Origin of the sequence: Shewanella sp. c952, from assembly GCF_019654975.1 — a bacterium.
Taxonomy (GTDB): domain Bacteria; phylum Pseudomonadota; class Gammaproteobacteria; order Enterobacterales; family Shewanellaceae; genus Shewanella.
In genome coordinates this window covers 1-13,994 of sequence record NZ_BPEW01000060.1, presented here as the reverse complement: position 1 = coordinate 13,994, position 13,994 = coordinate 1, and the positions used below count along the sequence as shown (strand labels likewise).

The window sequence follows — 13,994 nt, the reverse complement described above, 5'->3', positions numbered from 1 at the left end:
ATTGATATACGTAAACCACAACAATAACAATAACTTAAAATTAAAACCTACAACCACCAAAAATAAATCGACATAAATGTGATTAGAAATTCTAATCTTAATTAGCATTTTTTCTCGTTTGATCTAAATCGGACGCTAACCTAAAATAGGCACCAAGTTAAGGAGACGGTCAAGTTAACCCGGTGAAGTAGCCCGGAAAGACTGACTCCGCTTATCATCAACATTTAAACGTGGAGTTACCATTATGAACACATTTTTTGAACGTCTAGTTAGCAGCTACCAGCGTGTTTTCGTTGAGCTTTATACCTCAAGAGAGCTTTAAACCAAGCTGTCTTTGCAAGATTAAATCTTGAAGTTTTGTTAGCGCAAAGCGGCCCCCCTTAGTATTAAGGGGGGCTTTTTTATGTGACAAAATGACAGCACTACTCTATCTCCTTTCGAGCTGTTTCTAATCAGTAACTTACCATAAGTAAACTTAACGCCCTCACTTCATGTCATCGCGACAAAACCCGTTGAATTAGCATTACATACATCGCTAAAGTTATACTAATCGCCTGTTAATCCATACTTTTATTCAGTCAACTTTTTGCCATAAAAAAAGCCTCTAAATATTTAGAGGCTTTTTCGCTGCTAATACTAGCGCATTTATACGCTAAAACTAATTAACCAATTGATTTTCTAACGTTACGGAACATTCTCATCCATGGGCTATCTTCACCCCATGAATCAGGGTGCCATGAGTTAGCAACCGTTCTAAATACACGCTCTGGGTGCGGCATCATGATCGTTACACGACCATCGGTCGAGCTCAATGCAGTTATCGCATTTGGCGAGCCGTTAGGGTTTTGGGGGTACTGAGTGGCTATTTGACCATTTCCGTCAACATAACGCAGTGCAACAGTCCCTGACGCTTCTGCTGCTGCTAATGCTTCAGGAGATGCAAACTCAGCGCGTCCCTCGCCGTGCGAAACAGCAATCGGCATACGCGAGCCTTCCATACCTTGGAAGAATAACGATGGACTCTTTTGTACTTCAACCAAACTAAAGCGTGCTTCAAAACGCTCAGAGCGGTTACGTACAAAGTGTGGCCACAAATCCGTGCCAGGAATGATGTCCTTCAGGTTAGACAGCATCTGACAACCATTACACACACCTAACGAGAAGCTATCATCGCGTTCGAAGAACTGACTAAACTGCTCACGAGCACGCGCATTAAACAGGATAGACTTAGCCCAGCCTTCACCCGCGCCAAGTACGTCACCGTATGAGAAACCACCACAAGCAACTAAACCTTGGAACTCCTCTAAGCTAATGCGACCACTAAGAATATCACTCATGTGCACATCTTTAGACTCAAAGCCTGCACGGTCAAATGCCGCTGCCATTTCGATATGTGAGTTAACCCCTTGCTCACGCAAAATAGCCATCTTAGGTGCAGCACCTTTTAAGATAAATGGCGCAGCGACGTCTTCACTTGGATCAAAGCTCAAATCAACGGTAAGACCTAAGTCATTAGTGTCTTGCTTAAGCGCATGTTCCTCTTTAGCACACTCAGGGTTGTCACGCAGTGACTGCATGCGGTACGTAGTTTCAGCCCAAATAGTACGCAATGAAGTACGTGTTTCCGTTAACACTTCACGCTCACCATCAAAGATAGCAATTTGATCTGTATCAGTCAGCTCAGCAACCTTATGACAAGCCACACCTGCTGCATTAAACTTCGCGCTAATCGCTGCAGAGTCTTCACGACGAACTTGGATAACAGCACCAAGCTCTTCGTTAAATAAACGCTCAACATCAGTACCCGTTAGCGCACTCAAATCAACATTTAGACCCGTGTGTCCGGCAAACGCCATCTCAACTAGCGTAGTATATAAACCACCATCACTTCTATCGTGGTAAGCAATTATTGACTTATCAGCCACTAATGGCTGAATCACTTCAAAGAAGCCTTTCAACGTAGCAGAGTTATCAAGATCCGGTGCGATATCACCCAGCTCACTGTAAACCTGTGCTAAACAAGAACCACCGAGACGATTTTGCCCAAGACCAAGATCTAACAACAGCAGTTCACTGTCACCTTTGTCAGTGCGCAGTTCTGGCGTTACAGTATTGCGAACATCTTGCACCACACCAAAAGCGGTAATCACTAGCGACATTGGCGAAGTCACGGCTTTTTGTACGCCATTATCTTCCCAGGCCGTCTTCATCGACATCGAGTCTTTACCGACTGGAATAGTTAGCGACAGGTCTGGACAAAGCTCTTCGCCAATCGCTTTAACTGCTTCATAAAGACCAGCATCTTCACCAGGATGACCTGCAGGCGACATCCAGTTAGCAGAAAGCTTAATACGCTTGAATGAACCGATATCAGTACCGGCGATATTTAAAATTGACTCCGCGACGGCCATACGTGCTGATGCGCCAAAATCGAGTAGTGCTAGCGGCGTACGCTCACCAATCGACATTGCTTCACCAACGTAAGCATCATAGCTTGATGCTGTTACCGCACAATCAGCAACAGGGACCTGCCAAGGGCCCACCATTTGGTCACGGTTAACTAGACCGGTTACAGTTCTATCACCAATAGTAATAAGGAAGGTCTTTTCAGCAATCGTTGGTAAACGTAACAAACGATGCGCCGCTTCTTTAACTGCAATACCACTTTGATCCAATGCGCTTGAGTTAGCTTTCGCGCTCACAACGTCACGGCTCATCTTAGGCGCTTTGCCTAAAAGTACTTCTAGAGGAAGCTCAATTGGGTGGTTTTCGAAGTGTTCATCGCTGAGGATTAACTCACGCTCTTCCGTTGCCACGCCAACGACGGCAAATGGTGCTCGTTCACGCTGACAAATTTGGGTAAACAGCTCAATATTTTCGGGTGCTATCGACATCACATAACGCTCTTGCGACTCGTTACACCAGATCTCTAGTGGGCTCATTCCTGGCTCATCAGAAGGCACTTTACGTAGCTCAAAGTTACCGCCACGTCCGCCGTCATCAACTAACTCAGGGAACGCATTCGACAAGCCGCCTGCACCAACATCGTGGATAAATTGGATTGGGTTTGCGTCACCCATCTGCCAGCAACGGTCGATAACTTCCTGACAACGACGTTCCATCTCTGGGTTTTCACGCTGTACTGAAGCAAAATCTAAATCTTCGCTTGATTGGCCAGATGTCATCGAAGACGCCGCACCGCCCCCAAGACCGATATTCATTGCAGGACCACCGAGTACAACCAATTTTGCACCAACAGTGATCTCGCCTTTTTGGACATGCTCTTCGCGAATATTACCTAAACCACCCGCAAGCATAATCGGTTTGTGGTAACCACGAACTTCAACACCATTATGGCTGTTGACTTCCTGCTCGTAAGTACGGAAATAACCCACAAGCGCTGGACGACCGAATTCATTATTAAATGCTGCGCCACCAAGTGGGCCTTCAGTCATAATATCAAGTGCTGTAACGATGCGGTCTGGTTTACCATAATCCGCTTCCCATGGCTGAACAAAACCGGGGATTTTAAGGTTTGACACGCTAAAGCCGGTTAAACCTGCTTTTGGCTTAGAGCCACGACCTGTAGCGCCTTCATCACGAATTTCACCACCGCTGCCGGTCGCTGCGCCAGGGTATGGGCTAATCGCGGTTGGATGGTTATGAGTTTCAACCTTCATCAAGATATGCATTGGCTCAGTGTGATAACCATAGACTCCATCTTGCTTAGGGAAGAACCGACCAGCTGTAGAACCCGTCATTACTGCGGCGTTATCTTTGTAAGCCGAGAGGACATTATCGGGTGTAACAGCCATGGTGTTCTTAATCATCTTGAACAAAGACTTTGGCTGAACCTCGCCATCGATTGTCCAATCTGCATTAAAGATCTTATGACGACAATGCTCAGAGTTTGCTTGAGCAAACATCATTAGCTCGACATCATTAGGGTTACGTTCTAGCTGTTTGAAGTTCTCAACTAAATAGTCAATCTCATCTTCAGCAAGCGCGAGTCCTAAGCTAGTATTCGCCAACTCGAGCGCACTGCGCCCTTGCCCTAGAATATCTACGCTTTTAAATTTTGCAGGTTCAGTGCGAGCAAACAATACATCAGCCGCATTAAAGTCATTAACAACAACTTCAACCATGCGGTCATGTAACAGTGCAAGTAGCGATTTAGTTTGCGCAGCGGTTAGCTCATCAGCAATGACGTAGTATGCAATACCACGCTCTAAGCGCACGACTTTATCAAGACCACAGTTGTGGGCAATATCGGTTGCTTTAGAAGACCAAGGAGAAATTGTACCGGGGCGGGGCGTGACAAAATGGAGCTTACCTTCAGGCTGGTGTGCTTCAATAGCAGGGCCATAGGTTAAGATTTTTTCAAGCTGTTGACTTTCATTTTCTTCTAGCGATTCTTTCAAATCAGCTAAGTGGATAAACTCGGCATAGATTTGGCGCACAGGTAGTGCTGCCGACTCACAAGCTTGCATAAGCTTCTGTACTCTAAACGCCGAAAGTGCAGGGGCTCCGCGGATGATCTCCATCACGTCTTTTCACCTTATAAATTATAATTGCAGGGTCAGATCTGGCGCTATTATAGGGAAATGTTTGCCACAAATCATTAGCAGTCGCTATACAAAACAGTGTTTCCTGTATAGAAAAAAGCGCAGCTTATTTTTTGTAGAAATGACGTCGATATTTCAAGCAAAATTTCGATTTGGAGTCATACTAATACCAGTGGCATTTATGCAAAATAGCTGTTTTCATACACCTTTTAATACTGTGATATAATCAAGCACAATTTCCTTATAATTTAGGCGCTAACTAATAATAATGATGAGAAAGCTTTGCTTAATTTTCTGCTGTATTACCTTACTGGCTGCCTGCCAGAAGGTGGTCGTGGAACAAAAGCAAGTTGCCGTCATTGAGCCAAAAACAGAGTTAGTTGTTGGCACCTTATTTGGCCCACAAATCTATTTTAGCTCCGGTCAGGGGGAATCTGGTTACGATTATGAGATGGCCTCTAGATTTGCCAAGTACCTCAACCTTGAGTTAAAAATGAAGCCGTTTGCCAATATTAGCGAGCTATACGGCGCGCTAAGAGCTGGAAAAATAGATATTATCGCTGCAGGTCTGGCTGATACACCTTCAAGACGAGAAAAATTCAGAGTCGGCCCTCCGCTCTATCGGGTAAACCAGGTGTTGGTATACAGGCAAGGCACGCGACCACCAAAAGATATAAACGATCTTCAGGGCGACATAACCGTTATCACCGACTCCTCGTTTGTCGATACTTTAAGCGAACTACAAATATCCAATCCAAATCTAATTTGGAAACAGGAAAAGGATAAAGACTCGGAAGAGTTATTGGCGATGATTGCCAGTGGCGACTTGCAGTACACCATCGCTGACTCCACCAGCTTAGATATTAACAGGCGCTTTATGCCTGAACTACGTGAAGGCGCCGTCCTTAAAGAGAAGCAGCCGGTGGTATGGTTACTGCCACCTAACAATAGCGATCTATTAATGAGTAAGTTGCTGGCCTTTTGGCACATAGAAAAGCGCAGCGGCACCCTTGCACATTTAAATGAAAAGTACTTTGCCCACGTCAAACGTTTTGACTATGTCGATACCCGTGCCTTTATCCGTGCTATCGATAATAAGTTACCCAAATACCAAGAAACCTTTGAGAAGTATGCAGGTGATATCGACTGGCGCAAACTCGCTGCTACCGCATATCAAGAATCGCACTGGAACCCTAATGCCCGCTCACCCACCGGTGTACGCGGACTGATGATGCTTACCCTTCCGACCGCCAAACAAGTTGGAATTAAAAATAGACTTGATCCATACCAAAGTATTCAAGGCGGTGCTAAGTACCTCAACAGTATGCTTGAACGCTTGCCTGAATCTATCCCCGAGAGCCAACGTATGTGGTTTGCCCTCGCCTCTTACAATATTGGTTTTGGTCATGTTGAAGATGCAAGAAAACTGGCGCAATCAATGGGACTTAACCCCAGTGCTTGGCGTGACATTAAAGAAGTATTACCGCTGTTACAAAAAAGAAAACATTACAAAAAGACTCGATACGGCTATGCCCGCGGCAATGAAGCTGTGCACTATGTCGACAGTATTCGCCGTTACTACGACACATTAGTGTGGATTGATAATCAAAACATATTGCTTGATCTTAAAAATGATGTGACCCAAACAGCAGATAACAGTGGCCAAACAATGGAAGGGGCCCAACCACAATAGAAGCGCTGAACTTTATTTTTTGCCATTCATTTAAAATTCATCATATTGCTGTAAGTTGGTATGAAGGTAAAATAAGGAGATAGATGATGAAAAAAAGAGCGATAAACAATATGGCGGCTCGTCGCCGCACACAATTAAAAGCACGTCACCAGAAAACACTCAATAGACAAAAGCAGTTTTTTGTTTTTATTAGACCAACAGATTAATCCAGTGCTAGATTTTCAATTTTAGCGCTAATATTAATAACGACTACCCCTTACCCGCGAGTTCAGAAGATTCAAGTTTAGCCAACGCTTTGGCGGCTTTTTTCTCTTTTCTTCGACGTTTGAAAAATGCACTAAGCTGTTCGCTACATGCAACGTCTCTCACCCCTGCGGTGACCTCTACTTGGTGATTAAATGCAGGGTGGCGCACAATATCAATTACCGTGCCTGCCGCGCCCGTTTTCTCATCATTCGCGCCATAAACCAATCGGCTAATTCTAGAGTGAACAATGGCACCAGCACACATAGCACAGGGTTCCAACGTGACATATAGCGTAGTATCTAATAGACGGTAATTTTCCAGCAATTTACCTGCTTGGCGGATACATTGCATCTCAGCATGAGCACTTGGATCATGCAAACCGATGCTGTAGTTAAAGCCAGCGCTAACCACTTCACCATCTTTAACCAAAACGGCACCCACTGGCACTTCGCCTTTCTCTTCCGCTTTAGCCGCCATCTCCATCGCCATTTTCATAAAGCGACTATCATCGTTAGCTTGTTCTTTAGCGTCAATCGATGTGGTTTCAGTATTGGCCTTTTGGGCAGGAGTATCGTGTTCTGACAATTGTATCTCCGCTGGTTCGCAGTTTATCTAATTGTAAAGTAGCTATAGAAATGCATTCTACCAATTGTGGTACAAAATAAAAAAGGTGCCGAAGCACCTTTATTTTTTAATCATGATAAGTGGAAGTTTATTCCCACTCAATTGTCGCAGGTGGCTTACCTGAAATATCATAAACGACACGTGAAATACCGTCGATTTCATTAATGATTCGATTAGATACACGACCTAAGAAGTCATACGGTAAATGAGCCCAATGAGCCGTCATAAAGTCGATAGTTTCTACCGCACGTAAGCTTACAACCCAATCGTATTTACGGCCATCACCCATAACGCCAACAGAGCGAACCGGTAGGAACACAGTAAACGCTTGGCTCACTTTATTGTAGAGATCGGCTTTGTGTAGCTCTTCAATGAAAATCGCATCAGCTAAACGCAGTAAATCACAGTACTCTTTTTTAACTTCGCCAAGTACGCGTACACCAAGACCAGGTCCAGGGAACGGGTGACGATAAAGCATGTCGTACGGAAGACCTAGCTCTAAACCAATCTTACGTACTTCATCTTTAAACAGTTCACGTAGTGGCTCAACCAGACCCAGCTCCATATCATCTGGCAATCCGCCAACGTTATGGTGTGATTTAATCACGTGTGCTTTACCAGTTGCACTGCCTGCAGACTCAATCACGTCAGGGTAGATGGTGCCTTGAGCAAGCCATTTAGCATTAGCACATTTCTTTGATTCTTCATCGAAGATATCGACAAAGACATGACCAATAATCTTACGCTTAGCTTCTGGCTCAGCTTCACCCGCCATCGCATCAAGGAAACGGTTTTCAGCATCAACATGGACAATATTCAGTCCAAAGTGATCACCAAACATATCCATCACTTGTTGAGCTTCATTTAAACGCAGCAAACCGTTATCAACGAATACGCAAGTCAGCTTATCGCCAATAGCGCGATGCAGAAGCATCGCAACGACAGATGAATCGACACCACCCGATAAGCCAAGGATAACTTCATCATCACCAATTTGTTTCTTTAAACGCTCTACCGCATCTTCGATAATTGAAGAGGGCTTCCAGTTCGCATCACAACCACAAATATCGAGCGCGAAATGCTCAAGCATGCGCTTACCTTGGCGAGTGTGGGTCACTTCTGGATGGAACTGAACACCGTAGAATTTTTTGTCTTCGTTGGCCATTACAGCAAACGGGCAAGTCTCAGTCTTGGCTACAGTAACGAAACCTTCAGGGATCTCAGATACCTTATCGCCATGGCTCATCCAAACGTCAAGTAATGGCTTACCCGTTTCACTTACCGCATCTTCAATCGCTTTAAATAGTGCAGATTCAGTTTGTACTTCTACTTGTGCGTAACCGAATTCACCTTCTCCAACACCTTGAATGACCTTGCCACCAAGCTGCTCAGACATAGTCTGCATACCGTAACAAATTCCAAGCACTGGCACGCCAGCGTTGAAAACATACTCTGGGGCGCGAGGAGAGTTGTCAGCAGTCACGCTTTCTGGACCACCGGCTAAGATAATGCCGTTTGGTGCAAAGCCACGAATTTGCTCTTCGGAAACGTCCCAAGCCCAAAGTTCACAATAAACACCGATTTCACGAATACGGCGGGCAATCAATTGGGTGTATTGCGATCCAAAATCGAGGATTAAGATCTTATGCTCATGAATATTGCTCATGGGGTACCTTATCTTTATTTTTCTGTTTAACTAATATCTTTTAGCGATTTAGCTTTTGGCGGACAATAGCCAAGGCAATTTACAGCTAAATAAAAGGCGACCGTCATAGTCGCCTTTCTCAAACCTTAAGAACCTGAACGGTAGTTCGGCGCTTCTTTGCTGATAGTCACATCGTGGACATGAGACTCGCCCATACCTGCTGAGGTGATTTTCACAAATTCTGCTTTCTCGTTAAGCTCTTTAATGGTGCCACAACCTGTTAGGCCCATGCATGAACGTAAGCCGCCCATGTGCTGGTGAATGATCTCTTTAAGCTTACCTTTGTAAGCAACACGACCTTCAATACCTTCAGGTACCAATTTGTCTGCGGCGTTATCACTTTGGAAGTAACGATCAGATGAACCTTGTGTTTGAGTCATTGCCCCAAGTGAACCCATACCACGATATGACTTATAAGCGCGGCCATTATAAAGTTCAGTTTCGCCTGGTGCTTCATCTGTACCGGCAAACATAGAACCTGCCATGATGCATGATGCACCTGCTGCAAGTGCTTTAGCCAAATCACCAGAGAAACGAATACCGCCATCAGCGATAACAGGAATGTTCAGATGCTTAACCGCTTCAGCAGCATCAGATACTGCGGTAATTTGTGGTACACCAACACCGGTTACGATACGCGTAGTACAGATAGAACCTGGACCAATACCCACTTTAACCGCGTTAACGCCAGCTTCAACGAGTGCAATAGCACCTTCAGCAGTCGCCACGTTACCACCAACAATTTGCAATTCAGGGTATTTAGCACGAGTATCACGAATGCGTTGCAGTACGCCTTCAGAGTGGCCGTGAGATGAATCGATAAGTAAGATATCAACACCCGCAAGAACCAGCGCGTCGACACGCTCTTCGTTACCAGGACCTGCGCCAACTGCTGCACCAACACGTAAACGACCAAGTTCGTCTTTACATGCATTAGGTTTACGCTCAGCTTTTTGGAAATCTTTTACTGTGATCAGACCTTTAAGCTTGAAGTTATCATCAACAACCAATACTTTCTCAACGCGATGAGAGTGCATTAGCTTTTGAACTTCATCAAGCTTGGTACCTTCAAGTACTGTCACAAGACGGTCTTTAGGCGTCATCACCTGATCAACAGTGCGGCTCCAATCGGTAATAAAACGCACATCACGGCCAGTAATAATACCAACAAGCTCATGGGCATCATTAACGACAGGGTAACCAGCAAAACCGTTCTTTTCAGTCAATACTTTAAGATCGGCTAGAGTGGTCGTCGGCGTTACTGTGACTGGCTGCTGAACAATACCCGCTTCGTAAATTTTTACTTTGCGAACTTCTTCAGCCTGTTGCTCAATCGTCATATTTTTATGGATAAATCCTAAACCACCTTCTTGAGCAATCGCAATTGCTAAGCGTGCTTCTGTGACGGTATCCATCGCAGCAGACACAATAGGCGTGTTCAGTTCTATCTTATTGGTTAGACGTGTTTTGAGAACGGCAGTATTTGGGAGGACGGTGGAGTGCGCTGGAACTAGCAACACATCATCAAACGTTAGCGCTTCTTTCTTTAATCTTAACATGCAACATCTCCCCAAGAGAGTAGGATTTAGAGGTGAAATATTGCGGCGAGATTATACCTTGCATATCTGGGTTGGTAAATGGAAAATAGGCATTAATTAGCATTTGTGTGTAAAAAAATAATGAAAACCTCAAAAAACAACGTTTACACCGTCTCTCGACTCAATGGTGAAGTCAGACAACTTCTTGAGGGACAACTGGGTCGAATTTGGCTAAATGCTGAAATCTCAAATTTTGCTGCGCCCGGTTCTGGTCATTGGTATCTGACTCTTAAAGATAATTTTTCACAGATCCGCTGCGCCATGTTTAAAGGCCGCAACCAAGCTGTGACCTTCAGACCCGCTAACGGTCAACAAGTACTCGTTAAAGGCAATATTAGCGTTTATGAACCAAGAGGTGATTATCAGCTATTAATTGAATCTATGTTGCCAGCCGGTGATGGTTTGCTTGCTCAGCAATATGAAGCGCTCAAAATGAAACTTGCCGCCGAAGGCCTGTTCGCCACCGACACCAAACGTCCACTACCAGATAATATTCAGCGCATCGGTGTAGTGACCTCGCCCACCGGCGCCGCCATTCGCGATATATTGCATGTACTCGCCCGCCGAGACTCATCAATAGAAGTCATCATCTATCCAACCCCAGTACAAGGCACTGACGCTGCCGTCAGTATTTGTAATGCGATTAACTTAGCCAATACCCGCGCTGAAGTCGATGTACTGTTGGTGACCCGCGGCGGTGGCTCTCTCGAGGATTTATGGAGCTTTAATGACGAAGGCTTAGCGCACACAATTTATAACAGTGGTATTCCGGTGGTGTCAGCCGTCGGTCACGAAGTCGACACCACTATTAGTGATTATGTTGCTGATCTGCGCGCACCAACCCCATCAGCGGGTGCTGAGTTATTGTCAAAAGATGCCGACAATAAAGCGCAGAAGTTAAATGCGCTATTGTCACGTTTAAAGCAAAGTTGGCAGCATTACCAGTTAAAGCAGCAAAATAGGCTACAAACTTGCGAACATCGCCTACAAAAACAAGATCCACAGCGACGTTTACAAACCTATGAGCAAACCTTTGACGAGATGCAGCTCAGACTGCATAAAGCCCTGCAAGTAAAACTGCATAGCTTAACGCTTACCCAACAACAATTGAGTAATCGACTCGACAACCAGTCGCCACAACATCGGTTAGCGTTAGAGAGTCAACGATTGAGCTATTTAGCCGAAAAACTCAAAACATCCATGACAGATAAAATTACCACAGCCGAGCAGCGCCTTGCGCATCGAGCGCAGCAGCTCGATACAGTAAGCCCTCTGGCAACACTAAGCCGCGGTTATAGTATTACTTTAAACGGTAAAGGGAAGGTTTTGCAGGCCGCTGATGATACCGTTGTCGGCGATACGCTAACCACACGTCTGCGAGATGGAAGTGTCACCTCAACGGTGACTGAGGTAGGTTAATCAGTAATATTTCCCGCCCCTCCACGCCGAGGGGCTGCGACTTAGATAGCGCTATCAACAAAGTAAAATATCTTAGTAATTTGCACGATTCATATCATCTTTATCAAATAGTTCCATTAAGCCGACTACAGCAATAAAAAATACTGCGCCCACAGGCCAGATTATCCAAGTTACGCCCCAATTCATCGTCCACAGGCTCCAGCCAAGGTATATTGCCACTAATAGCGGCCAATAAAATGCAGCCAGCTTTTCAGCTCTTTTAGCACGCCTACTTTTCGCTGTTTTCAAGCCGCTCTCTTTTAAAATATTGGTATAAGCCATGTATTTAGCGCTAACAGATGAAATGATATATATGCCAGTAGCAATCATAAGCATCATAACAATCAGCATGATTAAAACGATAGCTGAGCCATTAAAGAACATACTGATTGTCATCAAGGGTACAAAGCTGAAAATAAACAAGAATATTGCGATAGACAATCTGAGATTGTAGGTAGCTCTGTACTTTTGTAACTTCTCGCTGATCACGCCATGAACGCCATAAGCCAGCTCAAAAGGCTGGCTATCGATTACAGCAAAATCTGCTTCATATTGATTAATTTTAATAAAAAAACTGACTGCTATAGACACCATGATGAGTATTGAGATAACCCCCATCACCGCGGCTATATCCCCCGTCATTCCTAAGCGATTGGTCTCTGCCATCGCCAAAAAGAAAAACAGCGGTACAACAGAGCACACGCAAAGCACCACTCCTTTGGTAATAATGTCTGACATTGCTACCTTTTTATCTGTATAGGCTAAGGCTTGCTCTAAACTTATCGAACGGGTCTGATGCACGCTTTCCTGAGTCTCGCTGACTTCGGTTTCATCTTTCAGTAGAAAATCAGTTGAGACCTCAAAAATCTCTGCCAGTGTTATTATTCGGTTTAAGTCCGGTATGCTATTTGCGCTTTCCCACTTAGAGACTGACTGCCTTGATACACTCACCTTTTCAGCTAATTCCTCCTGCGACCAGCCGCACTGTTTTCTTAATCTGATTATCTTGTCTGCTAAAATCATTAGATTCATTCCTTGGTCTGTTATTTAGCCCTAAGCTTATTAAATCAGATAGTTGCACACTACCAACTGCAACTGACATTGTGTCAACCAGCGGTTGCATCCTAGTTGCAATGGGGTTTATTTTAGGTTTATGCATCAAAGCTAACGATTTAAGTTGAGACTCGCAAGTAAGTATTAACTTAGGCTGTGAAAGATTGCCTGCACGATTATTTTGCATGCCTGGTTACTCGTGAATGGTATTTTGGGTATTGCTGCGTGGGCTTATAAAAAGTCTGCAACTTTCTTTTGCCCCAAAACGTGTTAGCTCCCATTACTAATGGCTATTATCTTCGAATTCAAAACCAAATCTAAATCAAAGTCGTGGCGCTTCGCCCACGCCCGAGCCAAGGGGCAAAGCGCTTGCGCCCCTTGGCAATCCCTCAGCGCCCCGGCGAAATTTGAAAAGCAAAATTTCCAACGGGGGGAGATTTGATTCTTTGAGTTTATTGAAATAGTTTTAGGCTCAGATGTTTACGGGAAAACCGCTAAAGCTAAAACACAAGTGCTAAGTATTGACTCTTTAATAACCTAGTGAAGATGCAGTTAAGGCCTTCATATCCAGCCCCGTTGCTTACAGAGTTAGGCATTCCTCCCATCTTGAAGCTCAGGTGAAAACCGCAGAATGGCCAAGGATGGCGCAATTAAAGATGCCAAAAACTGTCCTGCTAGGCATCGATAATTTTTTAACATTTCACAAAACCTATAAAAATCAGACTTATGACAAATGTAAAAAAGTGATACACGGACCCATTGAACACCCTAGGCTCTCTTTCTCCGCACACAACAAGGCAATTTATGTAACCTAGACTTAGAAATTATCTATTTACAGCAATGCCTTAGCAGTGATAGCTTGTTAAAAAATTAACGAGTTGCTAAGAACGTTATCGAGCGACTAATGAATAAGCTGTTAGCTTTCTATAGATTATCAATCAAGGATAGGTTATGAAATTACGAATGAATATTGCTGCAATATTTTGTATAGCTATTTTATCAACAATGACATCAGGCTGTACGTCATCGAGTTATGGTAACTCGTTTACTCC

The 13,994-nt window shown here is 44.4% G+C and carries 8 protein-coding genes; 3 read left to right on the top strand and 5 right to left on the bottom strand.

The window, feature by feature from the left end; genetic code table 11:
- Positions 1 to 662: 662 nt before the first annotated feature.
- A complete protein-coding gene (gene purL, locus K5R16_RS21495) occupies positions 663 to 4,544 on the bottom strand; it encodes a phosphoribosylformylglycinamidine synthase (protein ID WP_220740402.1) in 3,882 nt (1,293 codons plus the stop codon).
- 292 nt (positions 4,545 to 4,836) lie between these two features.
- Between purL and mltF the strand changes: the two genes are divergently transcribed.
- Positions 4,837 to 6,258, top strand: coding sequence for a membrane-bound lytic murein transglycosylase MltF (mltF, locus tag K5R16_RS21490; RefSeq protein WP_220740400.1), 1,422 nt, complete (start codon positions 4,837 to 4,839; stop codon positions 6,256 to 6,258).
- 83 nt (positions 6,259 to 6,341) lie between these two features.
- Entirely contained in the window at positions 6,342 to 6,464 is a 123-nt protein-coding gene (locus tag K5R16_RS22545) for a hypothetical protein (protein ID WP_259649975.1), read from the top strand.
- A 43-nt stretch (positions 6,465 to 6,507) separates the two neighbouring features.
- Here the strand turns inward: K5R16_RS22545 and tadA are convergent, their stop codons facing one another.
- From tadA to guaB, 3 genes are all read right to left on the bottom strand, one after another.
- Entirely contained in the window at positions 6,508 to 7,038 is a 531-nt protein-coding gene (tadA, locus tag K5R16_RS21485; RefSeq protein ID WP_259649976.1) for a tRNA adenosine(34) deaminase TadA, read from the bottom strand.
- A gap of 178 nt (positions 7,039 to 7,216) precedes the next feature.
- Positions 7,217 to 8,794, bottom strand: coding sequence for a glutamine-hydrolyzing GMP synthase (gene guaA / locus K5R16_RS21480; RefSeq protein WP_220740396.1), 1,578 nt, complete (start codon positions 8,792 to 8,794; stop codon positions 7,217 to 7,219).
- A 125-nt stretch (positions 8,795 to 8,919) separates the two neighbouring features.
- Complete coding sequence (guaB, locus tag K5R16_RS21475; RefSeq protein ID WP_220740394.1) at positions 8,920 to 10,392, bottom strand: IMP dehydrogenase; 1,473 nt, start codon at positions 10,390 to 10,392, stop codon at positions 8,920 to 8,922.
- A 120-nt stretch (positions 10,393 to 10,512) separates the two neighbouring features.
- Here guaB and xseA point away from each other — a divergent pair, with 120 nt between their 5' ends.
- Entirely contained in the window at positions 10,513 to 11,850 is a 1,338-nt protein-coding gene (gene xseA, locus K5R16_RS21470; RefSeq protein WP_220740392.1) for an exodeoxyribonuclease VII large subunit, read from the top strand.
- A 72-nt stretch (positions 11,851 to 11,922) separates the two neighbouring features.
- Here the strand turns inward: xseA and K5R16_RS21465 are convergent, their stop codons facing one another.
- On the bottom strand, positions 11,923 to 12,912 hold the full coding sequence (locus K5R16_RS21465; RefSeq protein WP_220740389.1) for a helix-turn-helix domain-containing protein: 990 nt from the start codon (positions 12,910 to 12,912) through the stop codon (positions 11,923 to 11,925).
- Positions 12,913 to 13,994: the final 1,082 nt, after the last annotated feature.